A 26,820-nucleotide genomic window follows, 5' to 3' on the forward strand; every position below is an offset into this window, starting at 1 on the left:
GCCTTGGATAGCTATCTGATGATTCGGAATATTATTCAGAAAGCTTTAATTCATTTAAATGCAGCTTAAGTAGATCATTATAAGAAGCACCTTCAAGTCGGGAGCTTACCGCAAATGATTTAGGGTGCTGTACTAAAAATGCATAAGGGCTATTCTCAGCCATTATTTCTTGCATCTTACCGGAAATTTCTGCACGTTTTGACTCATCAATTTCCACTTTTGCTTGTTTAGCTAAACTTACTAATTCAGAGTTATCTTGGGGTTCCCAATTCGCACGTTCTCCTACAATATCGCCAGGGATAAATGCTAATTGATTACTTAAATCATAGTAGTCAGGTGACCAATGCATGACAAGGAATGGAGTCTTGCCATTTCGATAGTCTTCAATTACAACACCAACTTCTCCCGTTTGAATTTCTACATTGATATTAATTTTCGCAAGATCTTCTTTTACCTTTTCAGCTATTGTTACCCATGAAAGCCCTTCAGAATCGTAGTTAGCGGCTGTTAGAGGTATCGTGAAGCCATTCTCATACCCTGCTTGCTTCATCAAGTCCTTTGCCTTTTCTATACTTTGATAATTATCTGGTCTTGATTTCGCACCGACAAAGCCTTCTTGCACAAATGACATTGGCAGCAGCGCACCATCACCTGCTAATTGTTTGAATCCTTCATAGTCAAGTGCATAGCGGACCGCCTGCTGAACAAGTGGATCGGCCATTTCTTTACCTATTTCAGTGCTATTATTCATTAGCAAAAATGAAATGGTTGAAGTTGGTGAAGACACAACCTTAGAATTTCCACCCTCTTGAATATTTTTCACTTGGTCAGGTCCAACACTTAATGCAACATCAATTTCACCTTTTTCAAGCGCTTGAATTTGCGTGTTTGGATCAGGGATTTCTTTGATAATAATCTTATTCGCATTCACAGTACCCGTATAATTAGGATTTTTTTCAAGCACCATCTCTGTATTTGGCGTCCACTTCTTCAATACATATGGTCCACTGCCTGCCGAAGTTCCATCAAGGAAAGTGGATGCCGCATCTGTTGTGCTAGCATTATCTGCATCTGAACCGCCGTTTTCCTTCACAACTTTGCTATCCACAACGGCAAAGGCATTACTTGTGAGTTTTGCAAGAAAGGATGCATCCTGCTCATGAAGTGTGACAACAACCGTTTTGTCATCTGGTGCTTCTACTTTTGCAACCCCTTCTGCAAGAGCTGAAGCATTATCTTTTATATTTTTAGTGCGATTAAAGCTGAAAACAACATCATTTGCAGTTACAGCATTTCCGCTTGAAAATTTACGCCCCTCGTCCAGAGTGAATGTATACACAAGTCCTGATTCATCTACAGAGTATTCTTTTGCAAGGGCTGGCTTTGGCGTGAGATCTGACCCTTCCAACATGTATAAATTTTCATATGTTGCATAAAAATAGAAATTCCCAAACACTTCATAAGCACGAGCAGGATCCAAGGTTTTCCAATCAGAAGCTACCCCTACAACGATTGTATCGGTATTTGATGAAGATGATCCTCCACTTTCCTCCTTCTTACTACATGCGATTAGTGATAAAGTCAAAATCAATGTAATAACTAATAAAGCAATTTTTTTCACTATCCAAGACCCCTTTTCTATAAAATTTATAGAATCACTTTGTACATATATGACACGCAACAAAGTGGTTACTACTTGTTTGAATGAAATCTGGCTCCTTAGTTTTACAAATATCCATTACTGCTGGACATCTTGTGTGAAACCGGCAGCCAGATGGCGGATTAGATGGACTTGGAACATCCCCTGTGAGAATAATCTTCTCTCGGGGTTCTCCACATATATCTGGAATAGAAGAGAGGAGTGCCTTTGTGTATGGATGCTGCGTTTGTTCATATAGATTATCACGCGTTGTCAGTTCAACAATTTTACCTAAATACATAACTGCGACTCGATCACTAATATGGTGAACGACGCTTAGATCATGTGAGATAAATAGATAGGTAAGGTTCAATTGTTTCTGCAGATCCTCTAGTAAGTTAATCACTTGTGCCTGTATCGATACATCCAAAGCCGAGACAGGTTCGTCGCATACAATAAGCTCTGGACCGAGTGCCAATGCTCTAGCAATTCCCACCCTCTGTTTCTGCCCGCCTGACATTTCATGAGGAAATCTATCTAAAAAGCGACTGGCTAGACCGACCATATCCATTAGCTCCATAATTTTTGCTTCACCATTTTTCATTTTATGAATTTTGAATGGTTCTAATAGAATTTGTTTGATGGTTCTTCGAGGATTTAAGCAAGCAGATGGATCTTGAAAAATCAATTGTGCTTGCTTGGCAAAATTTTTCCGTTTTGATTTAGGGATATTTGAATTATCTTCGCCATTAAACAAAATTTTAGATCCGCGATCTGGTGTATAAAGACCTAGAAGTGTTCTGCCTAACGTACTTTTGCCACAGCCGCTTTCACCGACAAGACTAAATGTTTCCCCCTTTTTTATCTTAAAAGAAACATCGTCTACTGCTTTAAGCAAACCCTTTTTTCCATCAGGACTTTTTATTTGAAAAGTCTTCTTTAAGTGTGAAACCTCTAGAATGTTTTTTTGGACATCATGATTGGATGTTTTTGCTATGCTATTTGTATTATTATGTTGCATATACCTCACCAGCCTTTTCTGCTTCATCATAAATAAAGCATTTTACTTCACGACCATCTTCTAGTTGATATAATGGAGGCATTTCTACTTTGCATCTCTCTGTTGCATATTTACATCGGGGATGAAAGCTGCAGCCACTTGGCATTTTCAATGCGTCAGGGACTGTGCCTTCGATAGCCTCTAGTCTTTCTACTTTACTGGAAATCTTTGGTATAGCATTGAGCAATCCTTTTGTATACGGATGAAGAGGATCAGCAAATACTAAATCAGTTGGACTTTTTTCAACGATTTGTCCAGTGTACATGACTACTACTTTCTCACACATTTCTTTCACAACACCTAAATCATGGGTGATCATGATAATACTCATATCTCTTTTTTTCTTAAGATTGTTCATTAAATCTAGAATTTGCGCTTGGATCGTAACATCTAATGCTGTAGTAGGCTCATCCGCAATTAATAGTTTGGTATTACAAGCTAAAGCAATAGCGATCATGATTCTTTGCCGCATTCCCCCAGACATTTGATGCGGATATTCATGAAATCTCTGCTCAGGGGAAGGGATTCCCACCATTCTGAGCATCTCAATTGCATAATTTTTTGCCTCTTGCTTACTCACATTTTTTTGGTGAATTAGGATTGGCTCCATGATCTGCTTGCCACAAGTATGTAGAGGATTAAGGGAGGTCATTGGTTCTTGAAATATCATCGATATAGACTTTCCTCTAATTTTCCTCATTTCCTTATGTGAAATTTTTAATAAATCTACACCATCAAAATCAATATTTCCAGTTATTTCAGCATTAGCATGTTGCAAAAGTCCCATTATGGTAAGGGAGGTAACACTTTTGCCACTACCACTTTCACCAACGATTCCTAGTGAACTGCCATGAGCTAATTCAAAGCTTAAATTGTCCACTGCTTTGACAACACCTTGGCGTGACTTGAATTTTATCGTCAAATCTTTCACTTTTAGTAATGTCATCAGTTCCACCTTTTTCAAATAGATTGTTAGAAAAAATTCTAAAACATGAGTAGTATAGAACAACAGATGTCCCATGAAACCTTGAAACTTTTTATGTTTATTTAATTAAAGATAACTGGAGTGATCACAGAGAGTAATATTGTTTCCTGATCAAGCGGATTCTCCCATATATGGGGAAGGGTTGAAGGGAAGTGGACTGCTTCTCCTTCGCGTAAATAATATTCCGTTTGATCTACAGTGAGTAATACCGCTCCTTTAAGAACGTAATAAAATTCTTCACCCGGATGTTTAACAGGTTCATTTTCTTTTTGATGCGGCTTTATTGTTACGAGAAATGGTTCTATTTTTCTATCTGTAAAATTATTACTCAATCTAATATAAGTAGAATCTGAACTTTCTATTTTAAAAGGCTTTTGATCTTGCTTTTTTACTGCGTAATTTAAACTTTCCGTTTCTTCGAAGAAATGAATCATTTTCACTCCAAACGCATCCGCAATTTTTTTTAATGAGGTGATGGCAAGGGAGGAAGTACCTCTCTCTATTTGCGATAGAAAACTAACAGATAGATCTGTTTTTTCACTTAAATCTTTTAAAGTCATACCTTGTTCAAACCTTAATTGTTTGATTTTTTGAAAAATTTCTTCCATAACTTAATTCCTTTCTTTTAATTGAGGAATAATTACTGTATTACTTAAATTATTTATGATTTTATCATAATTATTTTCAATGTAAATGAATATTTTAAATATTTTTTATTGTCATAATATAATGTTATTTTTCGATACTTTTGTAATATAGTGTCAGACTTCTCTTAACAGCAAAATTTAAAATGCATTCTATGATGCGCTTTAAGGTTTTATATTATTAAAGCGATTGGCTTAAGCTACACTTAAATGCTGGCGTGGTTTAATAAAAGTTTGTCCGTTTTCACATTTAATTCAATAGATATACTCAATGCTGTTACAGGCATTATAAAATAGCAGACATGTAGATACTAACTATCGGAAGAAGCGGCAAATAAATGTAATTTTTCGTTCTAAGTTTTTAGCGTAAATACTAATATATCTATACGAAGATACTTAATAATATTTCCTATTTATTAAGTATCCGATTGTATGATATTATTTTTAAAAAAAGAAGAGGTCTATCATATGAATTCAACATCCTTAACGACAGGAACAGCTAAAACCAAAATCTTAGTTATTAATGCACTTTTCATTGCATTAACGCTAGTAGCCACGATGTTCATCAACATAAAGCTCCCAATAATGGGGAATGGAGGACTAATCCATTTAGGAAACGTGCCCCTATTTATTGCAGCTTTGGTTTACGGCAAAAAAACAGGTGCTATCGCAGGTGCCTTTGGAATGGCATTTTTTGATCTTATATCTGGCTGGGCATTATGGGCACCATTTACATTCATCATCGTTGGTTTAATGGGCTTCTCAGCTGGATTTATTTCTGAAAAGGTACCTGGCAAAAGAGTCTTAGTCAACTCTCTAGCAGTTGCAGCTGCTCTTGTAATAAAAGTTGTTGGCTATTATTTTGCCGAAGTAATTATTTACGGCAACTGGGTGCTGCCATTCGGTTCTATCCCTGGAAACATTATGCAGGTCTTAATAGCAGGTATAATTGTAGTTCCTCTTGTAGGACGCTTAAAGAAATTTGCATGATAACAAAGTATTTTTCATATAATATCCAGCAGCAAAAATGAAAAGTAAAAGATTTAAAATGGTTCAGTTTTTTAAACACTGGACCATTAATTTTTAGAAGCTGATTTTGTCTCATAGAATCATGCGATGGGACAATGTCTAATTCCTATCATTAACTTTGTCTCGTAGAACCATTCTATGAGACAATTTCTTTTTTCCTGTCACTAACCTTTATTTCATAGGCTCATATTATGAGACAGATTCCTTTTCCACTCTCTTGCTGTCCCGATAACCCATTCAAAAGTCCAGTCCCATAAAGCAAGTCTATTTCCTTTTAAACCTATTTTAGGTAAACTAAGTTCCATATCCTTTTAGAAAAGAAGGTTTGACCAGTGCCAAGCGAAAATAACAAGTATCAAAATCAATCATTGTTTAGTATTACATGGCCGCTTTTTATTGAAATTTCTCTGCATATGAGTGTTGGGATTATTGCGACATTAATTTTAAGCGGCTATTCGGATAAGGCTGTTGCGGGTGTTGGGGTAGCCAATCAGATTATTAATATCTTTATCTTAATTTTTAATGTAACTGTCATTGGGGCAATGATTTTAATCGGTCAAAATTTAGGTGCGAACCAATTAAAACGGGCACGCCAGCTTGCCCGCTCGGCTTTTGGAATAAATTTATGGGTTGGCGTCGTAATGACTGTTGTTGTTGTCTTGTTTGGTGATGTGTTTTTACGATTTTATGGGTTAAGTGGGGAGATTTATGATTTTGCTCTTACGTTCCTAACCATTACAGGTATCTCGCTTGTACTTGAAGCCATTTCCCTTGCATTAAGTGCTGTTTTGCGCAGTTATGGTCATACAAAAGAAGCAATGGTTATGACGGTTATGATGAATATTATTAGTGTTACGGGTTATTTTATTGCGATTAAAGGCTGGTTTGGAATACCAGTTACAGGGGTTGCAGGCGTTTCGTATTCTATCATTATCGCGAGGGTTTTTCTTGTTCTAGCTTTGCTTTACTTTGTTTATAAAATATTATATTTAAAGTTTTCTATAAAAGATATTTTTTCAATTAGTAAAATAGATATTAAGGAAATCTTTCACATCGGGATTCCGTCAGCTGGAGAAAATCTTTCCTACCAGCTATCTCAAATTGTGATCACAAGCTTTGTTGCTATGATTGGGGACGATGCGTTAGCGGCTCGTGTATATATTATTAATCTTTCCATGCTTTGCTATTTATTCACAATGGCAATTGCACAAGGAACTCAGCTGCTGATTGCGCGATATATTGGAGCAAAGGACTATGATAGAACCTTAAAACGTGGACTTAAGACATTAAAAATATCGATGGTTGTATCGTTAGTCGTGTCGCTTGCGATTGCCCTAACTGGTGAGCCAGTATTAGCAGTGTTTACTGACGAATCTAGCATTATTTCGATTGGACTCCCTGTTCTCTGGGCCATTGTATTTATTGAACCTGGCCGTGCGATGAACATTGTATTGATGGGATCTTTAAAATCTGTCGGAGACGTACGTTTTCCTGTTGTTATAGGCATTATTTGCATGTGGGGAGTCGCGGTTGTATTTAGCTACCTTTTCGGTATTATCTTTGGATTAGGGCTGCTGGGAATTTGGATAGCTCAAGGATTTGATGAATGGATTCGTGGAATCTTTGCGCTAAGACGCTGGTTATCTAAACCGTGGTTAAAGAAAAGGGCAGCAAAGTATGAAATTGCAGCAAATAAAGGATAATGAGTAATTCACGGATTATTCAATTAAGTATGTTTTTAATGGCAAGAGGACAAATTATTATTTGTTCTCTTTTTTCTAGAAACTTTATTCCAACTTGCCGATAGTGCTTCTAGGATAATACGTATAGCTGAGAATACTTACTTGAAATATTATTAAAAAAATAAGTAGAAACGATAAATAAGGAGACCAAGATGGTTGATGTAATTACGAAAATCATAATAAATTGCCCAATTACAAAAGTATCAGAATATGCAACAAATCCTGATCATGCACCAGAGTGGTATGTAAATATACAATCAGTAGAGTGGAAGACACCAAAACCTCTTACACTCGGCTCCCAAATTGCTTTTAAAGCGAAATTTCTTGGCAGGGAACTTGCATACGTGTATGAAATTGTAGAATTTATTCCTGAGAAGAAATTTGTGATGAAAACAGTAAATGGGCCATTTCCAATGGAGACTATTTATACATGGCAAGCAATCGATGAAACTCATACGCGAATGACTTTACAAAATAAAGGGAATCCAAAAGGCTTCAACAAGATAGTATCCCTTTTCATGACGTTTATGATGAGAAGAGCAAACATGAAAGACTTAATTAAAATCAAAACCATACTTGAACAATAATGGCTAGATAAGCTTTGTTAAAAATAAAATTCGCATGTTAAATGAATTTTAGCTGAATGAAAAAAATATATGTGTTTTTTGAGTTTGAAGAAATAAGAAAAAGAAATCTGGGCTCGCTTGAGTCAAATAGAATTTACAAAAGGTGGTATTCTCTCATTTCTTAAATGAGAGAATACCACCTTTTGTTATACATCTAGAATATGATTTTTAAAACATCAACTTTATTTTTTATTAATGTAAAATCTCCAAAGGGTCATTCTTATCTTTCGCAAGCATAATTATCTTTATCTCTATCCATTTTAGACTGGTAGGCTGGATGATCAGAGGAAACGCCATTTGGATATACTTCTCTAAGTTCAGTACAATTTGAAAAATATTCGCTTCCTCCGCTAGTAGAAGCAGTACTGCTGGATGATATAGTTGTATTGGAACTAGCTGTTGATGTATTCTTGTTGCTTGAAAGCTGATTTTTTAAACTGCTTACCTCTTTTTCCAGCAATTTATTTTTAGATTCCAGATCTGTAATTTGTTTGCTAAGATTTGTTTTATCAGCTTCAGCACTTTCGGCATCTTTCACTTTAGTTGACATATCTTTCATTTCTTTGTTTAGTTTTTCATTTTGATTGGATAACTCAACGTTTTTTGATTTGAGCTCTTTAACTTCTGAATGGAGCTCTTTATTTTCTGCACTTATTTTTTCATTAGCAGCTAGAGCATCAGTTAAGTCGTTTTGCACTCCGGTGTCCATATATGTCCCACCAATAATAAATAGAAATAATCCCCCGATAAAAGTTGAGAAAAAGACTCTTTTGGAAAGAATTCTATTTTTATCCTTAATTTTTCTTAGGAAATGAAAGAATAGGTAAAGCAATGAAAATAAAAATAGCAAGAATCCTATTATAAATACTGCAGTCATCTTTATTTGTCTCCTTAAAATGCTAGATTACACATTTAGTGTATGATCACTTAAATTTATAAAATTGCAAAAAGCATAATATTTACTTTTTTATAGGTCAAATATCCTCCTCTAGAATCATATTAAAATGTTTGAAAAAAGTTATCAATGTTTTCTTTGGTGTTAATGTTTGGAATGAGAATTAATAGAATTATTTTAGTTTCGTAGAGATGTTGGCGAATATAATTGGACTGATGGCGAATATGTTAATGATGACGGCTTATATACTAGAAAGCACGGCAAATATATTGTTGATGACGTCCAATATACTCGCGAGCACGGCGAATAGATTTGTTTCTTCATGCAAATTTCAATCTAATTCAATTTGTGTTTTCAAACTGCATATTCAAATAACTCGAAATAATGCTATAATACGAGTTGAGAATATTGCTTGACCAATTGAATCTTACATAGCTAGTAGGTGCCTTGTCGTTGGATAAGGTTAAAAGGGAAGCCGGTGTAAATCCGGCGCGGTCCCGCCACTGTTATTCGGGGATAACCTCGCATTACCACTGTTCCAGGTAAGGAATGGGAAGGAGAGGAAGTCGCGTTACCCGTAAGCCAGGAAACCTGCCTATTTAGCTAGCCAACGAAATCCTTCGCGGAAAAGGATAGGCTTAATCAGTATAAATTTATTTTATTTGTCTGGTTTTTGCATGCCTTGTTTCCGAATGGAAGCAGGGCTTTTTTCGTTGAGGAATAAGAAAGTATAACTTTGGAGTTAATTGTCTAGCTCCAGCGCCTATCGCCTATCAAACTTCAGGTCCCATCCGCAACGATTGCGCCGACATCAATTCGCTTCACTCATTGTGTCTCCTATATCGAAAGAACCGGCCCTTCTGCGTTTGTACGGCGATGACCAAGGCGCTTCCGCTTTTCTTGTTCAGGGAAAGACTTCAAAATATCAAGCTCATCTCGAACCATAAACGAAGGGAAGAGGATTGAGTATGAAAAAGATTTTGGCATTACTAATGACTTTACTGGTAGCGATGACTATCAGTGCTTGCGGGTCAGGAAATGATGGAGCAGAAAAAGATAGCTCCTCTCAAAAAGCATCGTCAGAAGTAGAGCAAAAAGGAGATTCCGAAAAGGAAACAAGTGAAAAAGCAACGGTCTACCCCCTAACAGTGAAGGATGCAACAGGTTTAGAATTAACTTTTGAAAAGGCACCTGAGCGTATAGTCTCCACTTCTCCATCAGAGACGGAAATTCTATTTGCCCTAGGCCTGGGCGATAAAGTTTACGGTGTATCAGATTTTGATGATTATCCTAAAGAAGCGTTAACGAAGCCAAAAGTAGGAGGGGTCACAAAGCCAAATGAGGAAGCAATTATTGCAGCAAATCCAGATCTAGTAATTGGCGGCATTTCAATGAAAGATGATATTGTGGAGAAATTTCGCGGGTTAGACCTTCCTTTATACAAAACGGAGCCAAAAAAGATTGAAGATATATTAAACAATATTATTCAGATTGGTGTTATTACAGATACACAGCAAAAAGCAGAAGAGCTTGTGGCAAAAATGAAGGAAGATATTAATGCCGTAACAGAAGCGGCAGCAACTATTAAAGAAGAGGATAAGAAAAAAGTTTATATCGAATTTTCCCCTGGCTGGACGGTGGGCAAGGGGGAATTTATGGATGAGCTGATTACGATGGCTGGAGGCATTAATATTGCCTCTGATATGGAAGGCTGGAACGCAATTAATGAAGAGAAGATCATTCAGGATAATCCAGATGTGATTTTGTATACTGCTGGTACTGTGGATGATAAGTCTGGCAAACCGTTGGAAGAACTAATTACTTCAAGAAATGGCTGGGAGAAGATTACGGCCATTAAGGATGGCAACTTGACTGGTATTGAAGGGAACATTATGTCTAGACCTGGTCCGAGAATAACAGATGCTCTTAACCAAATCGCCCAAGCGATTTATCCGGATTTGTTTAAGAAATGAAAAGAAGATTAGCACTATGGGGGGGAGCGGGTTTCGTTCTCCTTCTTCTTTCAGTGATTGTTAGTTTGTCACTTGGATCAGCCAATCTGCCTATTTCGCATGTTTGGGGAATTATCCTGCATCAACTTCCGTTTTTAGAAGATGTCATAGATACGGCATGGGCGTCATCATCCGAGCAAATAATCCTAAAAGTCCGTTTGCCTCGAGTTTTTCTTGCCATCCTTGTCGGAGCATGTTTATCACTTGCTGGGGCTGGTTTTCAGGGAGTATTGCGCAACCCATTAGCTGATCCGTATACGCTAGGGGTAGCATCTGGTTCAGCAGTCGGAGCGGCTTTCTTAATATTATTTGGGTTTCATACGATTTTATTTGGTACATGGACGATTCCCTTGGTTGCATTTGTAACAGGGCTGCTCAGTTTGCTTGTTGTGCTCCGATTAGCAAATGTACAGGGAAAGTATAAATTAGAAACCATTATTTTATCTGGTGTTGTTGTTTCTGCTTTTCTAGGTGCTATTGTTTCCTTTATGGTGTCCATGTCAGATCAGGTGGTAAATGAAATCGTCTTTTGGCTGATGGGGAGTTTAGCCCTTAGAGGCTGGTCATATACCTTTGTGCTTATGCCTTATTTAGCTATTGGGCTTGTTGTATTGCTTTCATATGGGCGAACATTGAATTTGTTCGCATTAGGAGAGCGGCAGGCAGCACATTTGGGTGTCAATATAAAGCGGACACGGCTGGTTGTGCTGGTCGTTTCGACCCTAATTACTGCTGCTGCAGTGTCAATCGTTGGAACGATTGGCTTTGTCGGACTTGTCGTCCCTCATTTAGTGCGGCTGCTGGTTGGACCAGATTACCGCATTTTACTGCCTTTGACCGTGATCTTTGGTGCCATATATGTGCTTTGGGCGGATACAATTGCCCGTACATTACTTAGCCCGACAGAGATTCCGCTCGGTGTTGTAACCGCCGTTCTTGGTGCGCCATTCTTTGCATACTTGCTTCGCAGAAACAAGCAAATGTCAGGGGGAAATTGATGGATGTTTATTGAAGTCGATAGGCTGAGTAAACGGTTTGATAACCAATCAGTGCTTGAGGAGATTAGCTTTTCTGTCAAACGTGGAGAATGCTTGGGTATTATTGGACCGAATGGAAGCGGCAAATCTACATTACTAAAGCTGCTGTCTGGTGTGGAAAGTACATCGGCTGGAAAAGTTGAACTAAATGGGAAACAGATTGAACAATATACTCGAAAAGAACTAGCCAAATGGCTGGCTGTCTTGCAGCAGGAATCTCTGCCTCCGATTGGATTTACAGTAAGAGAGGTAATTGAGATGGGACGGTATCCTTTTCAAAATTGGCTTGGAGAAGAGACAAAAGACATTGAACGGCTAATCGATGCAATTCTCGATAAAATGGAGCTGAATGAGTTAAGTGATCGCCATCTTGAAAACTTGAGCGGAGGAGAGCGGCAGCGAGTAGCTCTTGGCAAGACAATGGCACAGCAGCCAAAACTTCTAATGCTTGATGAACCAACCACCTATCTTGATATAGGCCATCAAGTACTGCTAATGGATCGGATTCGAGAATGGCAGCTGGAGGATGATCTGACAGTTATTTCAGTTTTGCATGATCTAAATTTAGCTGCGCTCTATTGTGATCGGTTGTTGCTCTTACATAATGGAAGAGTGGTAGCAGTTGGTTCCCCAGAGGAGATCATTCGAACCGATTTGATTGAGGAAGTTTACGGTACTTCACCGATAGTGATGGAGCACCCTGTTTATGGGTTACCGCAAATTATCCTTCAGGGAGAAAGTTTTACTCAGCGGAAGGATCTTGCAAAGAGGAGAGTAGGAAAGATAGAGATCCTTCAATAATTGTCCGGTACATTGGAAGGTTGTACGAGTGAGCTGCTAATTTTTCAAATAGATTTGGGTTCAATACATAAAGAGGAGGGATACGATGAGTAAACCCAGTAAAGAACGTGGACTAACACTTGTTTATACAGGAGATGGCAAAGGAAAAACAACGGCAGCGATAGGGCTTGCCGTAAGGGCATATGGCCGGGGGAAACGAGTGCTAATGATTCAATTCATCAAATCTCCCCAGCGTACGTACGGGGAAAAACTTGTTTTTGACAAGCTAGGAATTGAAATGGTCCAGAAAGGGATTGGATTCACTTGGACAAAAACCCCTGAAGAGCATCGTTCTGCACTTAAAGATGCGTGGACGTATACGAAGGAGCGAGTGATGGCAGGTGAGCATGATCTTGTCATCTTAGATGAAATCAATAATGCGCTGGCAATCAGTAGTTTTCCAATTGATGATGTGCTGCCGCTTCAAGAAGTACTTGATCTCATTTCCCATCGCCCTCAAGGGATGCATCTTGTTCTAACTGGAAGAAACGCCCACTCAAAGATCGTTGATGCGGCTGATCTAGTTTCAGATGTGACTGTGACAAAGCATTATTATGACGAGGGAATACCAGCTGTTATGGGTATTGAACTATAAGATAAAGTGTGAAAAAGAGGGGAGAACCGTTCTAATGAGAATTGTATCGTTTTGTCCAAGTAATACCGAGCTTCTTGGGTTTATGGGGTTGACTTCTAATATTGTAGGTGTTGATAACTACTCAGACTGGCCTGTACAGATTAATAGTTTGCCTAGACTAGGTTCCGATTTAGATATCGACATCGCTGCTGTTGAAGCCCTTCAGCCAGATTTAGTTCTTGCATCACTATCGGTGCCTGGCATGGAGAAAAACATCGCAGGCTTAGAGGAGAGGGGACTGCCTTTTATCACACTTAATCCAAAGAGCTTAGCAGATGTTGGGGATAATATGCTTGAGGTGGGGAAAGCGGTAGGGCAAGAAGTGCTTGGGGAAGCAGCATACCATAAATATAATAGATTGTTGGACACGTATAAGGAGTTTGGACAGAAGGTTAAGGAACGGCCACGAGTATATTGGGAATGGTGGCCTAAGCCGGTATTTACTCCGGGTGGGACGAATTGGTTAACGGAAATCAGTCATATAGCTGGTGGTTATAACGTGTTCGCAGATGACGAGCGGGCCNGGTGCGCCATTCTTTGCATACTTGCTTCGCAGAAACAAGCAAATGTCAGGGGGAAATTGATGGATGTTTATTGAAGTCGATAGGCTGAGTAAACGGTTTGATAACCAATCAGTGCTTGAGGAGATTAGCTTTTCTGTCAAACGTGGAGAATGCTTGGGTATTATTGGACCGAATGGAAGCGGCAAATCTACATTACTAAAGCTGCTGTCTGGTGTGGAAAGTACATCGGCTGGAAAAGTTGAACTAAATGGGAAACAGATTGAACAATATACTCGAAAAGAACTAGCCAAATGGCTGGCTGTCTTGCAGCAGGAATCTCTGCCTCCGATTGGATTTACAGTAAGAGAGGTAATTGAGATGGGACGGTATCCTTTTCAAAATTGGCTTGGAGAAGAGACAAAAGACATTGAACGGCTAATCGATGCAATTCTCGATAAAATGGAGCTGAATGAGTTAAGTGATCGCCATCTTGAAAACTTGAGCGGAGGAGAGCGGCAGCGAGTAGCTCTTGGCAAGACAATGGCACAGCAGCCAAAACTTCTAATGCTTGATGAACCAACCACCTATCTTGATATAGGCCATCAAGTACTGCTAATGGATCGGATTCGAGAATGGCAGCTGGAGGATGATCTGACAGTTATTTCAGTTTTGCATGATCTAAATTTAGCTGCGCTCTATTGTGATCGGTTGTTGCTCTTACATAATGGAAGAGTGGTAGCAGTTGGTTCCCCAGAGGAGATCATTCGAACCGATTTGATTGAGGAAGTTTACGGTACTTCACCGATAGTGATGGAGCACCCTGTTTATGGGTTACCGCAAATTATCCTTCAGGGAGAAAGTTTTACTCAGCGGAAGGATCTTGCAAAGAGGAGAGTAGGAAAGATAGAGATCCTTCAATAATTGTCCGGTACATTGGAAGGTTGTACGAGTGAGCTGCTAATTTTTCAAATAGATTTGGGTTCAATACATAAAGAGGAGGGATACGATGAGTAAACCCAGTAAAGAACGTGGACTAACACTTGTTTATACAGGAGATGGCAAAGGAAAAACAACGGCAGCGATAGGGCTTGCCGTAAGGGCATATGGCCGGGGGAAACGAGTGCTAATGATTCAATTCATCAAATCTCCCCAGCGTACGTACGGGGAAAAACTTGTTTTTGACAAGCTAGGAATTGAAATGGTCCAGAAAGGGATTGGATTCACTTGGACAAAAACCCCTGAAGAGCATCGTTCTGCACTTAAAGATGCGTGGACGTATACGAAGGAGCGAGTGATGGCAGGTGAGCATGATCTTGTCATCTTAGATGAAATCAATAATGCGCTGGCAATCAGTAGTTTTCCAATTGATGATGTGCTGCCGCTTCAAGAAGTACTTGATCTCATTTCCCATCGCCCTCAAGGGATGCATCTTGTTCTAACTGGAAGAAACGCCCACTCAAAGATCGTTGATGCGGCTGATCTAGTTTCAGATGTGACTGTGACAAAGCATTATTATGACGAGGGAATACCAGCTGTTATGGGTATTGAACTATAAGATAAAGTGTGAAAAAGAGGGGAGAACCGTTCTAATGAGAATTGTATCGTTTTGTCCAAGTAATACCGAGCTTCTTGGGTTTATGGGGTTGACTTCTAATATTGTAGGTGTTGATAACTACTCAGACTGGCCTGTACAGATTAATAGTTTGCCTAGACTAGGTTCCGATTTAGATATCGACATCGCTGCTGTTGAAGCCCTTCAGCCAGATTTAGTTCTTGCATCACTATCGGTGCCTGGCATGGAGAAAAACATCGCAGGCTTAGAGGAGAGGGGACTGCCTTTTATCACACTTAATCCAAAGAGCTTAGCAGATGTTGGGGATAATATGCTTGAGGTGGGGAAAGCGGTAGGGCAAGAAGTGCTTGGGGAAGCAGCATACCATAAATATAATAGATTGTTGGACACGTATAAGGAGTTTGGACAGAAGGTTAAGGAACGGCCACGAGTATATTGGGAATGGTGGCCTAAGCCGGTATTTACTCCGGGTGGGACGAATTGGTTAACGGAAATCAGTCATATAGCTGGTGGTTATAACGTGTTCGCAGATGACGAGCGGGCCAGTGTGAAGACGGATTGGGAGGATGTACGAAAACGTAATCCTGATTATATATTGATGGCATGGGTTGGTGTAAAGGAAAAACAAATGAAACCGAAATTGCTTAAACAACGGCCAGATTGGCCCGAAATGAAGGCAATAAAGGATGAGAAGATAATAGTAATGGAGGAATCCCTTTATTGCAGACCCTCTCCACGATTATTACTCGGAATACAAAAACTAGGTGTTTTGCTTCATCCGGACCTTTTCCCTGCCTATGATGAGCAGAAAGCAGAGGAATGGTTATGTCCATCAACCGAATTGTAGTTGCAGGAACGGGAAGCGGTGTAGGGAAAACGACTGTAGCTATTGGCCTAATGTCAGCTTATAAAGCGCAGGGTTATACGGTGCAAGGGTTTAAATGCGGTCCTGATTATATCGATCCGACTTACCAAACCGCAGTGACAGGCAGAAAATCTCGAAATTTAGACAGCTGGATGTGCAGTTCCTTAGCAGTAAAGGAGATTTTTATACGGGGATGTCAAGGAGCGGATATGGCTATTATCGAAGGGGTAATGGGGTTATTTGATGGGAAGGACCCGCTTTCTGATACAGGGAGTGCTGCGGAAATTGCCATGATTACAAATAGCCCAGTGCTGCTTGTTGTTGATTGTGGCGGGATGGCAAGAAGTGCAGCTGCAATAGTGAAGGGGTTTCAAATGCTATCCCCTGCTGTTCGTCTTTGTGGGGTTGTGGCGAATCGTGTGGGAAGTGCGGGTCATTACGAGTTAATCAAGAAAGCGGTAGAATCAGAATGCGGGATTCCTGTTATTGGCTATCTATCAAAAGATGATCGGCTTCGCATGCCAGAGCGTCATCTTGGACTTGTACCTTCCATTGAACGTGGAGAACTTACGCCTTTTTTCGACTTACTCTCAGAAACGATTCAAAAGAACTTCGACTTGGATCGTCTTTATCAAATTATGGGGTCAGAAACAATCGAATCCCCGAATTTATTATTTGGATCTCAAAGGCAAGAGAGTAAAGTAAGATTAGCAGTTGCAAAGGATGAAGCTTTTCATTTCTACTATCCAGAAAATTTGGAGCTGTTAGAGCATTATGGAGCGGAGCTTACCTATTTCTCTCCGCTTAAAGGGGAACAGGTCCCTTCGAATGTAAATGGATTATATATTGGTGGCGGGTTTCCAGAGGAGTTTGCAGCAGCTTTATCAGCTCAAACTGATGTCCTCCAATCTATTCGGGAGGCTATTCAAAGCGGGATGCCTACGGTGGCAGAATGCGGAGGATTCATGTTCTTGTCCGAATCGATTGAAACGGTTGACAGAGTGGAATATTCGATGGCTGGCCTGATTCCCGGCAAGGTAAAGATGCATACGAAGCTTGCCGCACTTGGTTATCGGGAAGTAACGGGAACGGACAAGAATTTCTTAATTGGACCGAATGACCGGGCAAGAGGACATGAGTTTCATTATTCAACATTCGATTCATCTCAGGAGTATGCTTCAGCCTACATCACAACGGGAAGAAGAGGAACAAAGCAAGAAGGCTTCTTATTTAATAATCTTGTTGCTGGTTATACACATATCCACTTTGGTTCCGCACCTGAACTCGCACAGCGCTGGGTGGAACAGTGTGAGATATTTAAAAAGAAGCAGAACTTATTTTACTAAATATGAGATTGTCCAATATATCAAGTAAAACGGCGAATATATGAAGCTTGACGGCGGATATTTTGAGATAGACGGCGAATATATCGAAACTGACGACCAATATAATCAAGAGTACGGCGAATATAACCCTCATTAAAAAAGAAGCAGGCACCCAATAATAAGGGATAACCTGCTTCTATAGTTTCCAGATTGGAAGGAAACGAGTCTCCAGATAATTCAAGCCAAACCTTATTAAAATCCATTCCAATCATTGATTTGTCTAACTTTGGAAACATCCTCCTGCCTGGTTAAGTTCGATTAAACGATTAGTTTCATCTAATACAATTACACCATCATTGATGCTATTAAATATTGCGTCTTTCGCAATTGGCATAATGGTAAACATGCGTGATGAATGAATGGACCATAAATATAATAGTGAAGATATCCATAAAACCATAGGGACTGGATCGATTCCTGGGGGAGTGAATCCAAGTAAATAAATAAAAGCTGTCAGAATAGGAACAAGCTGACCGCACATTAATATAATTAATTGCGGACGGTAAACTTTAGCTGTTTCTTTCCAATGAAAAAATACTAGTAATAGGGCTAAAAACATACAGCCAAAAGTGTAAATGCCGTGAAATAGCATATTTTAATATAAATGTGGATGGTGGAAAGAAGGAAATGAAACTTGTTGTACTGAAAACCGTATATATTAAGGAATTGATAGGTGAGTTATAGGGGGGAAGCAAATGGTACCAATTGTTTTATCAATTGTTTTAATAGTAGCTCTTATATTTTCCATATCTGTTGTAATTCAAAAGAGAAAAAGGGCTGGTATCACTGGTTTCAAAAGTATGCTAACGGCCATATGTTTTTATCTCATTGCTGTCATAAATCTCTTAGCATATTGGTTCAACTTTATGGGGCTATTGAATTGGTCGATTATAGTGGTTTTGTTCATATTAGGTGCTTATTTTACAAAATATATACCGGTATCTGAAAAATGAACGGATTTGATTCTATATTATGAACGAGTTCCTAAGCTTGCAGCGGAAACTCGTTTTTTTAATAAGTGCTTTACTAGTCCTTAAGCTATGTTCTAAATTAAATATTATAAGTGAAAATGAGAAAGTATAGGATAATCATTTCCTTTTACACGGGTGAGAATTGGAGAACTGCTCCAGTTCTTCTCGTGTTTTTTTATTAATTAATTGCCAAGGATGGAAAGAGATGGAACACAGATTAAGTTTGACAAAAAAGAAAGTCAAATATAAAATTAAATTAATTGATTGATCAATCAAAAAAATGATTAATCAATCAATTTGGAGGTGGAGATTTTATGGAAGACAGACAATCTTTTATAGCAGAAGCAAGAAGGGAACAAATAATCAAAGCGGCAATAAAAGTGTTAGAGGAGATTGGGTACGTTAGCACAAGCCTTGCCAAAATAGCGAAAAAAGCAAATATCAGCACTGGTCTCATTTCTTATCATTTCTCTGGCAAAGAGGATTTGATGAACAATACACTAATGTATTTAGTTGAACAAGAGTGGCGGTATATTCATGAACGAGTGGAGCTAAAGAAGACATTTTCAGAGAAGCTGACAGCATTTATCGAAGCAAGCCTAGCCTATCAAGTAACGAATCGATCGAATAACATTGCTTTAATTGAAATTGTCTTTATTGCACGCACACCTGAACATATCCCTTATTATTTACTTGACGATGAAGAAGAGGATATGAAAAACAATTTATTAATAGATATTCTCCGCAAAGGGCAAGAAGCGAATGAATTTAGCGATTTTAACCTCCAAGCTGTCTCAACGATCATTCAAGGGGCAATATCAGAATCAATGCTAACCTTTCAAAATAAGGTAAGCATCGAAGATTATAATGAAGAACTAGTAAAGAGTATATTGAAACTGGTTAAATAATTTATATGTAATAATGATGAGAGGGATAATTTATATGAATGAGAACAAAACGGTGCTTGGTCTCACTAAGTTAGAAAAAACACTCGTTATATTCGTCCCTATGATTGTAGGTGGTGTTATAGGATGGTTTATGCCTGTCATTGCTGACTGGTTATTAAAACTGCCTGTAGTTCCTTTGGAAATAATTATCGAAATAATTGCCTCATTTAACAGCCTCTGGGCTTCGATTGTGACGACTATTATTGGGATTATTATTGGTGTCCTATTGACGTTTATTATTTTTAACGAAAGTCTGGAAGTGACAATTTCTAAGGATGATTTGAAATTAAAATTTGGTGAAAAGGTAGTGACGATTGCGAAAAAAGACATTTCTGCCGTATATCTAGAAAATAAGCAATTAATTATCCTCGGACAGCATAGTGTTGAATTATACAGAGAAGTTATAGATGCAAAGAAAGATATTGTTAGAGAAGCATTTCAGAACGATCAATATCCATGGAATGAGAAAGATCCTTTTGAGAGCGATTACCAGCGATGGGTGTTAGGACACCCTGATTTTCCTGAAAAAATTAGTGCATTCCTTTATGCCAGGGAACATGCCTTAAAAGAGAATAAGAAGAAAGAGGCTAAGCATCTGCGGGAAGATTTAGCTAAACTGGGAGCAGTGATTAAGGATGATAAAGGCGCTCAATATGTAAGGCTTGCAGAAGGGGCTAAACTTGGAAAATAGCTAAGTTTTGGGTGTTTGTCCAATATATCGAGGATGAGGGCGAATATATTTGGATGGACGGCGAATATATTCGTGGCAACGGCGAATATATCGCCATTGACGACCAATATTATTAAAGTTTGGCGAATATATTCGTTTTCACCTGCAGGGAGAGGATACTCTCCCTGATTTTTATTATATAAATTGGGTTAACAGCTGGTTTACCTTGTCGCGTTCTTCCCAAAAAGGACCATGACCGCTGAATTGGAAAGGAACAAGCTGTGAATTTCTTATTTTTTGGCGAAGCTCCTCGGCTTGTGCAAACGGAATTACTTTGTCGTGAATCCCGTGTATAATTAGAGTAGGTTTATCTATTTTTGGAAGATCCTCATCAAGCTTTTCATCTCTTAAAAGTTTAATAATAGCCGCGGTCGACCAGCCCGCAGCCTCTAATCCCATTTGGAAAAACCAGTCTGAAAATGCATTTGTTATATACTGGAAGAAAAAGGTGTCTGTAATTCCTTGCATCATCTGAGGACGGTCATTTAATGTTTCCTTTAATAGGCTATTGGCTGTTTCTTTAGTAAATCCAGCAGGAGCTGCAGCATCAATCAGGACAAGTTTGGAAACTCCGTGTCCGTTGTAGCGGGACATATAGCGAATGGCGATTGCTCCCCCAGTGGAGTGACCAACGAGAGCAAAATTGTCAAGCTGAAGGGCATGAACAATCATTCGGATATCATCAGCCAGTCTGTTGTATGTGTAGCCGCTTATCGGTTTATCTGATTTTCCAAAGCCTCTCCAATCTATGCCAATGCAGCGGTAACCCATTGCTGGAAGAATATTAAACTGATATTCAAATTGTTTATGGCTAAGCGGCCAGCCATGTATAAACACGATCGTCTTGCTGCCTCCTTGATTAATATCTTCCACAAATAAATTTACACCTTGTTCTACAGGAACTAAGTATCCCATCACATTTCCCCCGTCATTTCATTTTAAGGTTAAGATATTCATAGGGGTAAGCATAGGTGAGTACCTATCTTTGCTGCAATCTGGAGAAAAAATATATATTAGGCTATCTCGTTAGAATGATGTTACTTTTGGATTATTACAGTTATTTGGATGATATTGTTTACATATATTAAGAAATCATTAAATAGAGGGAATGGATTGCATGAAAGAGGATATACAAGGAAATGCAAATGCTTGCTACCAAAAAGCAGAGCAGAAAGCAAAGCATTATTTTATGAAACTGCAAGAGCAGGTTAAGCAAAAGACATATGTTCCAACCTTGACAAAGGATATCCAAGCCTGGAAGCATAACCATATTCATCATCATTCCTTGCTTTCCTTATTTTCCCGAACAAAGGGAAAGCCGAATGATCGAGGCTATAAAAGTTATATTCAATGGCTAGATTACACAGGTAAATTAGATAACTATCTAGATCGCAGCACTTCCTATATTTTTATGAGGGACTTGGGCAAATCGCTTCGCTCATCTAATACACAGACTAGAATAAAGAGTATTGTTGACAGATTAAAAAAACAGCTGACTAATTCCTCCAGTTCAACAGATGAGATTTTTAACATGACAGGGCTGTACAGATGGGCCCAGAAAGAAGGCATTGAATCGGCTGTAATCTGGGTGATTAACAAGCTGAAAACAGTTTCCTCCAATATTCCTAAAGATATGGATGCAACGCATGCCCAGCGAAAGATTATTAAAATTATCGCAGGGGTAGTGATGAACGAGATTGAAGAAATGGATGATCAAACTTCGCCTAACATGCGTGCACAGAAACTTGATCGCGCGATTAGAATCGGATATGCCTATGGACTAACCTATCCCTTCATTGACGATCTGCTTGATGCGAAGATACTATCTGAGAAAGAGGAGAAACAATATACAGATTGGATCCGTACTACTCTCATCACAGGAAGTGTGCCCAAATTAGGTGAATGGGAAGGGAAGAATAGAAAACTAATCCGATATATTTATAGAGAGCTTAAAGACGCTTTTGAGTATATGAAGAGTCATCAGCAAAAGGAGAAAAAATATCATTTTTTCGAGCAAGCCTTTGTCTTTTATCACTCTCAGGAAGTGGATCGTGGAAAGGACTTGTCTAATGAGCATTACACAAATGAAGAGCTTTATATTCCAGTCATTTTAAAGTCCTCTTCTTCACGATTGATTGTTCGTTCCTTAATTAATGCAGCTGAGGATGAGGATATTGATAATCGAACGTTCTATTATGGGATTTACAACCAGTTGGCAGATGATTTTGCGGATATGTTTGATGATATGGAGGATGGGGCGGTAACACCGTATACGTATTATATGAAACATCATGATAAGCGCCCAGATTTGATCAACCCCTTTGAACTATATTGGACGGTTATTGATAATTTGATACACCATGTTTATCACTCAGATCAAAAGTCCTGTGAGGTCATACTGGATCGGGCGATTAATGGCTTAAAGCGATTTAAAGAACGGATGGGAATAAAAAAGTACAATGAGATAATGGACTTACTTGCTTCAGGAAATCCAGAATTTAATAGGCTGATTCAAAAAATGGTTCGAAAAGCGGATGATGTAGATTTCTTTGATAAACTGCTACGGGATCATATGATAACCAATTTAAAAAATGATCGAATCGAGAAGGAAGATTTTTTGAATACGATTGAACAAGTTCGCACGCAAATTAACAGTGTCTTATTTATTTCAAAAAATGAGAAGAATCTTTTAATGGACGATCCAATTATTGATGCTGCCAATTATAGCCTAGAGGGGGATGGCAAACGGCTCCGGCCAATCATGACATGGGTCATGGGTGTGAATGAATATGGATTAAATCAAACAGCAATGGAGCCGCTTCTAAAATCTTTGGAATATATGCATACAGCATCTCTAATCTTTGATGATCTGCCCTCTCAGGATAATGCATCTATACGCAGGGGACGTCCAACCCTTCATGAAGTATATAACATTGCTATTGCAGAATTAACGGGACTTTTTTTAACCCAAAAAGCGACAAGGGAGCAAGCATCCCTTGAACATTTCGATCCCAAAGCAGTTCTGAACCTTATTCGTTATTCTTCCAGAATAACAGAGGATATGTGCAAGGGACAGGCGATGGATCTCGATTCTAAAGGAAAGCAGCTAACTTTGGAACAATTAAATACTATGTGCTTTTATAAAACCGGGCTCGGATTTGAAGCAGCTCTCATTATGCCAGCTATTCTCGCTCAAGCAGAGGAATTAGAGATAGATGCTTTGAAAAAATACGCCCATCATGCCGGGATTGCGTTCCAAATTAAGGATGATCTGCTGGATGTTGAAGGTGACCTGAAATTACTTGGAAAGCATACGGGAAAAGATATTGAAAACGGCAATTCAACATTTGTAACGATTCTAGGTTTTGAAGGAGCAGAGAAATCCATGTGGGAGCATTATTGCCTAGCAATGGAAGCGTTGCAGGATGTACCTCGCAAGATCGGTTTTTTAAAGCAATTATTGGATTATATTGTCCAACGGGATCGCTAAGTGCGAATCCTTTTAAATGATCATCTTAGTATTGCCGCTCAATTCATCTGCCAGATAATATCGTACAAAAGATTTTAGAACAAGTAGTTGGGGTGGAATAATTGACTCCGTTTAATGAACAATTATTAAAAATAGAAGTGATTAATGAAGCTGGAATTAAAGAGATAAAAGAACAGCTTAGCAATCAATATGGGGAGTTAAGCTCCAAAGAGAAAGCTAGTATACTGGCAAAAACGATTCATCGAATGATAGACCAGTCCTTGCCAAACTTTTCGAAGGAAACGAAAAAAAGTATTCGGATGGAGCTGATGAGTAAGAAGCTGTCTGCCAACTCGCTGTCTATCTCTGCAAATGACATCATTGAATCTAGCATAGGGCTGGCTACACGAGAGGAAATCGAAAAGGAACTGCCGCAATGGGTATATAAGAAAGTAGATGTAGACGTAAGAGAGACAGAGTTAAACATCATAGAGGATCTACTTAATAGTTATCAAAAAAATGAAATTACATATACGATTGAGCCGGTATGTCATCCTAGTATTTCCACTAATGAAAACAAGCTTGCTGACACAAATAAAAGAAGTTTCCTGCGAAAATATAGATCACTTTACCTTGGGGTATCAGCATTCGTCTGCATTGCATTTGTTGTGATAATTTTTGTGGAGCGTCCGGTCCAAGAACCTCTTGAATCCGCAAAAGGGCAAGCAGTGGAAAATAAAGCTGCATCTTCTAGTCAAAGATCACCAAATAATCTGCCTTCCTATTTGCAATATGAAAAAATTAATGAAAGGAAATTAAGAGAATGGCTGAATGGGAGGAATTCAATCCTAGCAGAAGAACCGTATTTTTCCTCTATTATTGAAGCTGCGAGTGAATTTAATATTCATCCGCTATTATTATTTTCTATCACTGGACAAGAGCAAGGATTTGTATCAAAAAATCATGTGAATGCCGAAAAAATCGCGAATAATCCTTTTAATGTATTTCATAGCTGGGAAGATTTTAATACGAACATTTCAGAATCAAGCCGAATCGCCGCACGAACAATTGTAAATGTGAGTAATGGCCGCCCAGAGGACGCTGATCCAATTCAGTGGATTAACCGAAAATATGCCGAGGATCCAAACTGGTGGAGGGGCGTTTCTTCTATTTTTAATCAGCTTGAGGATGTTGTTCGATAAGCGCAGAATCGGTAGTTAATAATCAATTCGTCTGAATAGGCATTTGTCTCAAACCTAATACATCCAATAAGCATAATTTGATGTATAAATAGAAAAGGAGGGGCTTTTATGCATGTAGGAAATGGGATGAATGATTTAAGAAGGCCATTTGGATTCCGTCCTGGATTTGGATTTGGCAGACCAGGATTCGGCAGACCGTTTGGATTTGGATTTGGCAGCCCTTTTTTAGGTGGATTTGTAGGAGGGCTTGCGACAGGTGCGTTGTTGAGTCCATTTGTTTATCCTAGACCTTATCCATTCTATCCACCATTTTATCCATATTATCCATTTTTTTAAAATGACTCAGAAGTTTTTTTGAGCAGGTAATTTATTGATTTGATATTTAGAGGAGGCTCTTATGCGTTTGCATAGAGCCTTTTGGCTTTTCTCTTAAAAATTAGCTATTAAATCATTTGATCTGCCATGTATAATTTGGATATGGAACATTTAGGAAAATATGAAAGGATAAGGTTAGATGGAAAATGAGGATTATATAAAAAGAATAGAAAAAGTTATTCAATTTATTGAAGAAAATAGCTTTCAGCCTATTAATCTTGATGATTTAGCCAGTATCTCTAATTTTTCAAAATATCATTTTTCACGAATATTTACTTCCATCGTTGGTCTTACTCCCATTGCATTTGTAAATCAAAAACGTCTTCAAAAAGCAGCATATTATCTGCTGGAAACGAATAAAACAGTTCTTGAAATTTCTAGTATATGTGGATTTGAATCAGTTTCAAACTTTAATGCTATTTTTAAAAGACATTTTAATAAAACACCAAGTGAGGCAAGGAAGGAATTTAAAGAAAATAGCAATATCTCATTACAAGTTAGCAAAATTCAGGAAGAGTCATCCAATCCTCTTAATTACTATAGAAGTAACAAAAACAATTTTCTATGGAGGATTTGGAAAATGAATATTTCTGTAAAGGAGTTGCCGGAATATGAAGTAGCCTATGTCAGACATATTGGCAGTTATTTAGATACACATCACGCTTGGCGTAAATTAGGCATATGGGCAGAAATAAATCATCTTCTCCCGGCAAATCAGTATTTCATTGGCATTTCTTTGGATGACCCGAATATGGTTGATGAATACGCATGCCGCTATGATGCCTGTGTAACGATTCCAGCTGAATTCAATAAAGAAGACCATCATGAGGTTCAATTTAAGAAATTGTCCGGTGGTCTTTATGCACTGTACACGTTCTACGACACAATAGATAAGTTTGCGATTACCTATCAAAACTTATTTGGACAGTGGCTGCCAAATAGTGAGTATGATGCAGATGACCGGCCATGTTTAGAATTTTGTATGAATAACCCAATGCATGATCCAGAAGGAAAATGCAAGGTAGATTTATATATTCCAATTAAACAGAGAGCGGTGAAGTAAGATTATGAATGTAGCAGCGATTTTTAGTGAGTTTCCTGTTTTAAAATCTGATCGGCTTCTTCTGAAAAGAATAGAGGATCAAGATTTTGATGGTGTATTTGCTATTTACAATAATGAACGTGTCTTTGAATATTGCGGGATTATACCTAAGCATAATAAGGATACAGTAAAGAAAATGATTGGACATTTTGAACGCGATTACATAAAAAGAACAAGAATTAAGTGGGGAATTTTTTTAAAAGATGAACTGGTTGGTATTATCGAAGCTTTTGATTTTAATCAAAAGGTAAATATGTGCACAATTGGCTACTATTTAGCGGAATCCTATTGGGGAAAGGGGATTGCTACGGAAGCTGTCCGAACCTTATTAGCATTTCTATTTATGGAAGGGAAAGTGAATAGAATACAGGCTGAAGTGATGCCGCAAAATGAGAGTTCAAAGAAGGTTCTGCTTAAAAATACTTTAACGTACGAAGGAACTTTACGGCAAGCATCATTATGGTCAGGGAAAGGAATCGTCGATTTAGAAATATACAGTATTTTACGGGAAGAATATATAAAATAAGTACGGCTGTAAATGGAATGAATCCAACC

27 protein-coding genes, 1 pseudogene and 1 riboswitch are annotated in these 26,820 nt (G+C 38.4%); of the genes and pseudogenes, 20 read left to right on the forward strand and 8 right to left on the reverse strand.

Going from position 1 to position 26,820, the window contains the following annotated elements; translation table 11 throughout:
- Positions 1–31 precede the first annotated feature (31 nt).
- From C1726_RS09255 to C1726_RS09270, 4 genes are all read right to left on the reverse strand, one after another.
- Entirely contained in the window at positions 32–1,621 is a 1,590-nt protein-coding gene (locus C1726_RS09255) for an ABC transporter substrate-binding protein (RefSeq protein ID WP_102272867.1), read from the reverse strand.
- A gap of 34 nt (positions 1,622–1,655) precedes the next feature.
- On the reverse strand, positions 1,656–2,660 hold the full coding sequence (locus C1726_RS09260; protein WP_102272868.1) for an ABC transporter ATP-binding protein: 1,005 nt from the start codon (positions 2,658–2,660) through the stop codon (positions 1,656–1,658).
- Complete coding sequence (locus tag C1726_RS09265; protein WP_102272869.1) at positions 2,650–3,645, reverse strand: ABC transporter ATP-binding protein; 996 nt, start codon at positions 3,643–3,645, stop codon at positions 2,650–2,652. Before C1726_RS09265 ends, C1726_RS09260 begins: the two co-directional genes overlap by 11 nt.
- Positions 3,646–3,746: 101 nt before the next feature.
- The gene (locus C1726_RS09270) at positions 3,747–4,292 is read right to left on the reverse strand and encodes a helix-turn-helix domain-containing protein (protein ID WP_102272870.1); all 546 of its coding nucleotides are present in this window, start codon (positions 4,290–4,292) and stop codon (positions 3,747–3,749) included.
- A 504-nt stretch (positions 4,293–4,796) separates the two neighbouring features.
- On the opposite strand from C1726_RS09270, the gene C1726_RS09275 reads away from it, so the two are divergent.
- The 3 genes from C1726_RS09275 to C1726_RS09285 all read left to right on the forward strand — a co-directional run bounded on the left by C1726_RS09275 (position 4,797) and on the right by C1726_RS09285 (position 7,686).
- The gene (locus C1726_RS09275; RefSeq protein ID WP_102272871.1) at positions 4,797–5,318 is read left to right on the forward strand and encodes an ECF transporter S component; all 522 of its coding nucleotides are present in this window, start codon (positions 4,797–4,799) and stop codon (positions 5,316–5,318) included.
- A gap of 371 nt (positions 5,319–5,689) precedes the next feature.
- A complete protein-coding gene (locus tag C1726_RS09280; RefSeq protein WP_102272872.1) occupies positions 5,690–7,060 on the forward strand; it encodes an MATE family efflux transporter in 1,371 nt (456 codons plus the stop codon).
- A gap of 191 nt (positions 7,061–7,251) precedes the next feature.
- Positions 7,252–7,686: an SRPBCC family protein gene (locus tag C1726_RS09285; protein WP_102272873.1), complete on the forward strand. Its 435-nt coding sequence runs from the start codon at positions 7,252–7,254 to the stop codon at positions 7,684–7,686.
- 259 nt (positions 7,687–7,945) lie between these two features.
- Here the strand turns inward: C1726_RS09285 and C1726_RS26940 are convergent.
- Positions 7,946–8,080 (reverse strand): annotated as a pseudogene (locus tag C1726_RS26940) (excalibur calcium-binding domain-containing protein); the annotation flags it as partial.
- Positions 8,081–9,044: 964 nt separating this feature from the next.
- Positions 9,045–9,233: riboswitch (cobalamin riboswitch) on the forward strand.
- A 355-nt stretch (positions 9,234–9,588) separates the two neighbouring features.
- On the opposite strand from C1726_RS26940, the gene C1726_RS09295 reads away from it, so the two are divergent.
- The 9 genes from C1726_RS09295 (at position 9,589) to C1726_RS09335 (ending at position 17,430) form a co-directional block, all read left to right on the forward strand.
- Positions 9,589–10,593 (forward strand): ABC transporter substrate-binding protein, encoded by a 1,005-nt coding sequence (locus C1726_RS09295; RefSeq protein ID WP_102272874.1) that lies wholly within the window; start codon positions 9,589–9,591, stop codon positions 10,591–10,593.
- Positions 10,590–11,630, forward strand: coding sequence for a FecCD family ABC transporter permease (locus C1726_RS09300; protein WP_102272875.1), 1,041 nt, complete (start codon positions 10,590–10,592; stop codon positions 11,628–11,630). The genes C1726_RS09295 and C1726_RS09300 overlap by 4 nt, the downstream gene beginning before the upstream one ends.
- Before the next feature lie 3 nt (positions 11,631–11,633).
- Entirely contained in the window at positions 11,634–12,470 is an 837-nt protein-coding gene (locus tag C1726_RS09305; protein WP_102272876.1) for a heme ABC transporter ATP-binding protein, read from the forward strand.
- Between the two features lie 85 nt (positions 12,471–12,555).
- A complete protein-coding gene (locus C1726_RS09310) occupies positions 12,556–13,104 on the forward strand; it encodes a cob(I)yrinic acid a,c-diamide adenosyltransferase (protein WP_102272877.1) in 549 nt (182 codons plus the stop codon).
- Positions 13,105–13,138: 34 nt separating this feature from the next.
- The gene (locus C1726_RS09315) at positions 13,139–13,741 is read left to right on the forward strand and encodes an ABC transporter substrate-binding protein (protein ID WP_102272878.1); all 603 of its coding nucleotides are present in this window, start codon (positions 13,139–13,141) and stop codon (positions 13,739–13,741) included.
- A complete protein-coding gene (locus C1726_RS09320; protein WP_102272876.1) occupies positions 13,731–14,567 on the forward strand; it encodes a heme ABC transporter ATP-binding protein in 837 nt (278 codons plus the stop codon). Before C1726_RS09315 ends, C1726_RS09320 begins: the two co-directional genes overlap by 11 nt.
- Positions 14,568–14,652: 85 nt before the next feature.
- Positions 14,653–15,201, forward strand: a complete 549-nt coding sequence (locus C1726_RS09325; RefSeq protein WP_102272877.1) for a cob(I)yrinic acid a,c-diamide adenosyltransferase — start codon at positions 14,653–14,655, stop codon at positions 15,199–15,201.
- A 34-nt stretch (positions 15,202–15,235) separates the two neighbouring features.
- Positions 15,236–16,066 carry a cobalamin-binding protein gene (locus tag C1726_RS09330; RefSeq protein WP_102272879.1) on the forward strand — a complete coding sequence of 277 codons (831 nt, stop codon included), beginning with the start codon at positions 15,236–15,238 and terminating at the stop codon, positions 16,064–16,066.
- Positions 16,045–17,430 carry a cobyrinate a,c-diamide synthase gene (locus tag C1726_RS09335; RefSeq protein ID WP_180968150.1) on the forward strand — a complete coding sequence of 462 codons (1,386 nt, stop codon included), beginning with the start codon at positions 16,045–16,047 and terminating at the stop codon, positions 17,428–17,430. Before C1726_RS09330 ends, C1726_RS09335 begins: the two co-directional genes overlap by 22 nt.
- A 20-nt stretch (positions 17,431–17,450) precedes the next feature.
- Here C1726_RS09335 and C1726_RS26870 read toward each other — a convergent pair whose 3' ends face one another.
- A complete protein-coding gene (locus C1726_RS26870) occupies positions 17,451–17,705 on the reverse strand; it encodes a hypothetical protein (RefSeq protein ID WP_322090974.1) in 255 nt (84 codons plus the stop codon).
- Complete coding sequence (locus C1726_RS09340; RefSeq protein ID WP_322090975.1) at positions 17,690–18,028, reverse strand: histidine kinase N-terminal 7TM domain-containing protein; 339 nt, start codon at positions 18,026–18,028, stop codon at positions 17,690–17,692. Before C1726_RS09340 ends, C1726_RS26870 begins: the two co-directional genes overlap by 16 nt.
- A 136-nt stretch (positions 18,029–18,164) precedes the next feature.
- Here C1726_RS09340 and C1726_RS09345 point away from each other — a divergent pair, with 136 nt between their 5' ends.
- From C1726_RS09345 to C1726_RS09355, 3 genes are all read left to right on the forward strand, one after another.
- Complete coding sequence (locus C1726_RS09345; RefSeq protein WP_102272880.1) at positions 18,165–18,422, forward strand: hypothetical protein; 258 nt, start codon at positions 18,165–18,167, stop codon at positions 18,420–18,422.
- Between the two features lie 332 nt (positions 18,423–18,754).
- On the forward strand, positions 18,755–19,348 hold the full coding sequence (locus tag C1726_RS09350) for a TetR/AcrR family transcriptional regulator (protein ID WP_102272881.1): 594 nt from the start codon (positions 18,755–18,757) through the stop codon (positions 19,346–19,348).
- A 34-nt stretch (positions 19,349–19,382) separates the two neighbouring features.
- Positions 19,383–20,078 (forward strand): YqeB family protein, encoded by a 696-nt coding sequence (locus C1726_RS09355; RefSeq protein WP_102272882.1) that lies wholly within the window; start codon positions 19,383–19,385, stop codon positions 20,076–20,078.
- A 174-nt stretch (positions 20,079–20,252) separates the two neighbouring features.
- Here the strand turns inward: C1726_RS09355 and C1726_RS09360 are convergent, their stop codons facing one another.
- Positions 20,253–21,032 (reverse strand): alpha/beta fold hydrolase, encoded by a 780-nt coding sequence (locus C1726_RS09360; protein ID WP_102272883.1) that lies wholly within the window; start codon positions 21,030–21,032, stop codon positions 20,253–20,255.
- Between the two features lie 202 nt (positions 21,033–21,234).
- Between C1726_RS09360 and C1726_RS09365 the strand changes: the two genes are divergently transcribed.
- The 5 genes from C1726_RS09365 to C1726_RS09385 all read left to right on the forward strand — a co-directional run bounded on the left by C1726_RS09365 (position 21,235) and on the right by C1726_RS09385 (position 26,791).
- Positions 21,235–23,607, forward strand: coding sequence for a polyprenyl synthetase family protein (locus C1726_RS09365; RefSeq protein WP_102272884.1), 2,373 nt, complete (start codon positions 21,235–21,237; stop codon positions 23,605–23,607).
- Between the two features lie 101 nt (positions 23,608–23,708).
- Entirely contained in the window at positions 23,709–24,788 is a 1,080-nt protein-coding gene (locus C1726_RS09370; protein ID WP_102272885.1) for a hypothetical protein, read from the forward strand.
- A gap of 108 nt (positions 24,789–24,896) precedes the next feature.
- Positions 24,897–25,124 (forward strand): spore coat protein, encoded by a 228-nt coding sequence (locus C1726_RS09375; protein ID WP_102272886.1) that lies wholly within the window; start codon positions 24,897–24,899, stop codon positions 25,122–25,124.
- Positions 25,125–25,302: 178 nt separating this feature from the next.
- Positions 25,303–26,226 carry an AraC family transcriptional regulator gene (locus tag C1726_RS09380; RefSeq protein WP_102272887.1) on the forward strand — a complete coding sequence of 308 codons (924 nt, stop codon included), beginning with the start codon at positions 25,303–25,305 and terminating at the stop codon, positions 26,224–26,226.
- 4 nt (positions 26,227–26,230) lie between these two features.
- Positions 26,231–26,791 (forward strand): GNAT family N-acetyltransferase, encoded by a 561-nt coding sequence (locus tag C1726_RS09385; protein ID WP_102272888.1) that lies wholly within the window; start codon positions 26,231–26,233, stop codon positions 26,789–26,791.
- Positions 26,792–26,820 lie beyond the last annotated feature (29 nt).

Source organism: Cytobacillus massiliigabonensis (genome assembly GCF_900199725.1).
In the GTDB taxonomy this organism is placed as follows: Bacteria; Bacillota; Bacilli; order Bacillales; family Cytobacillaceae; genus Cytobacillus; species Cytobacillus massiliigabonensis.

What these genes read in the sequence shown, in the direction of transcription:
- C1726_RS09260 (WP_102272868.1), bottom strand. Translation starts at nt 2,660, where the DNA reads ATGCAACATAATAATACAAATAGCATAGCAAAAACATCCAATCATGAT.
- C1726_RS09265 (WP_102272869.1), bottom strand. Translation starts at nt 3,645, where the DNA reads ATGACATTACTAAAAGTGAAAGATTTGACGATAAAATTCAAGTCACGC.
- C1726_RS09270 (WP_102272870.1), bottom strand. Translation starts at nt 4,292, where the DNA reads ATGGAAGAAATTTTTCAAAAAATCAAACAATTAAGGTTTGAACAAGGT.
- C1726_RS09275 (WP_102272871.1), top strand. Translation starts at nt 4,797, where the DNA reads ATGAATTCAACATCCTTAACGACAGGAACAGCTAAAACCAAAATCTTA.
- C1726_RS09285 (WP_102272873.1), top strand. Translation starts at nt 7,252, where the DNA reads ATGGTTGATGTAATTACGAAAATCATAATAAATTGCCCAATTACAAAA.
- C1726_RS09295 (WP_102272874.1), top strand. Translation starts at nt 9,589, where the DNA reads ATGAAAAAGATTTTGGCATTACTAATGACTTTACTGGTAGCGATGACT.
- C1726_RS09300 (WP_102272875.1), top strand. Translation starts at nt 10,590, where the DNA reads ATGAAAAGAAGATTAGCACTATGGGGGGGAGCGGGTTTCGTTCTCCTT.
- C1726_RS09305 (WP_102272876.1), top strand. Translation starts at nt 11,634, where the DNA reads ATGTTTATTGAAGTCGATAGGCTGAGTAAACGGTTTGATAACCAATCA.
- C1726_RS09310 (WP_102272877.1), top strand. Translation starts at nt 12,556, where the DNA reads ATGAGTAAACCCAGTAAAGAACGTGGACTAACACTTGTTTATACAGGA.
- C1726_RS09320 (WP_102272876.1), top strand. Translation starts at nt 13,731, where the DNA reads ATGTTTATTGAAGTCGATAGGCTGAGTAAACGGTTTGATAACCAATCA.
- C1726_RS09325 (WP_102272877.1), top strand. Translation starts at nt 14,653, where the DNA reads ATGAGTAAACCCAGTAAAGAACGTGGACTAACACTTGTTTATACAGGA.
- C1726_RS09330 (WP_102272879.1), top strand. Translation starts at nt 15,236, where the DNA reads ATGAGAATTGTATCGTTTTGTCCAAGTAATACCGAGCTTCTTGGGTTT.
- C1726_RS09335 (WP_180968150.1), top strand. Translation starts at nt 16,045, where the DNA reads ATGTCCATCAACCGAATTGTAGTTGCAGGAACGGGAAGCGGTGTAGGG.
- C1726_RS26870 (WP_322090974.1), bottom strand. Translation starts at nt 17,705, where the DNA reads ATGTTTCCAAAGTTAGACAAATCAATGATTGGAATGGATTTTAATAAG.
- C1726_RS09340 (WP_322090975.1), bottom strand. Translation starts at nt 18,028, where the DNA reads ATGTTTTTAGCCCTATTACTAGTATTTTTTCATTGGAAAGAAACAGCT.
- C1726_RS09345 (WP_102272880.1), top strand. Translation starts at nt 18,165, where the DNA reads ATGGTACCAATTGTTTTATCAATTGTTTTAATAGTAGCTCTTATATTT.
- C1726_RS09350 (WP_102272881.1), top strand. Translation starts at nt 18,755, where the DNA reads ATGGAAGACAGACAATCTTTTATAGCAGAAGCAAGAAGGGAACAAATA.
- C1726_RS09355 (WP_102272882.1), top strand. Translation starts at nt 19,383, where the DNA reads ATGAATGAGAACAAAACGGTGCTTGGTCTCACTAAGTTAGAAAAAACA.
- C1726_RS09360 (WP_102272883.1), bottom strand. Translation starts at nt 21,032, where the DNA reads ATGGGATACTTAGTTCCTGTAGAACAAGGTGTAAATTTATTTGTGGAA.
- C1726_RS09365 (WP_102272884.1), top strand. Translation starts at nt 21,235, where the DNA reads ATGAAAGAGGATATACAAGGAAATGCAAATGCTTGCTACCAAAAAGCA.
- C1726_RS09375 (WP_102272886.1), top strand. Translation starts at nt 24,897, where the DNA reads ATGCATGTAGGAAATGGGATGAATGATTTAAGAAGGCCATTTGGATTC.
- C1726_RS09380 (WP_102272887.1), top strand. Translation starts at nt 25,303, where the DNA reads ATGGAAAATGAGGATTATATAAAAAGAATAGAAAAAGTTATTCAATTT.
- C1726_RS09385 (WP_102272888.1), top strand. Translation starts at nt 26,231, where the DNA reads ATGAATGTAGCAGCGATTTTTAGTGAGTTTCCTGTTTTAAAATCTGAT.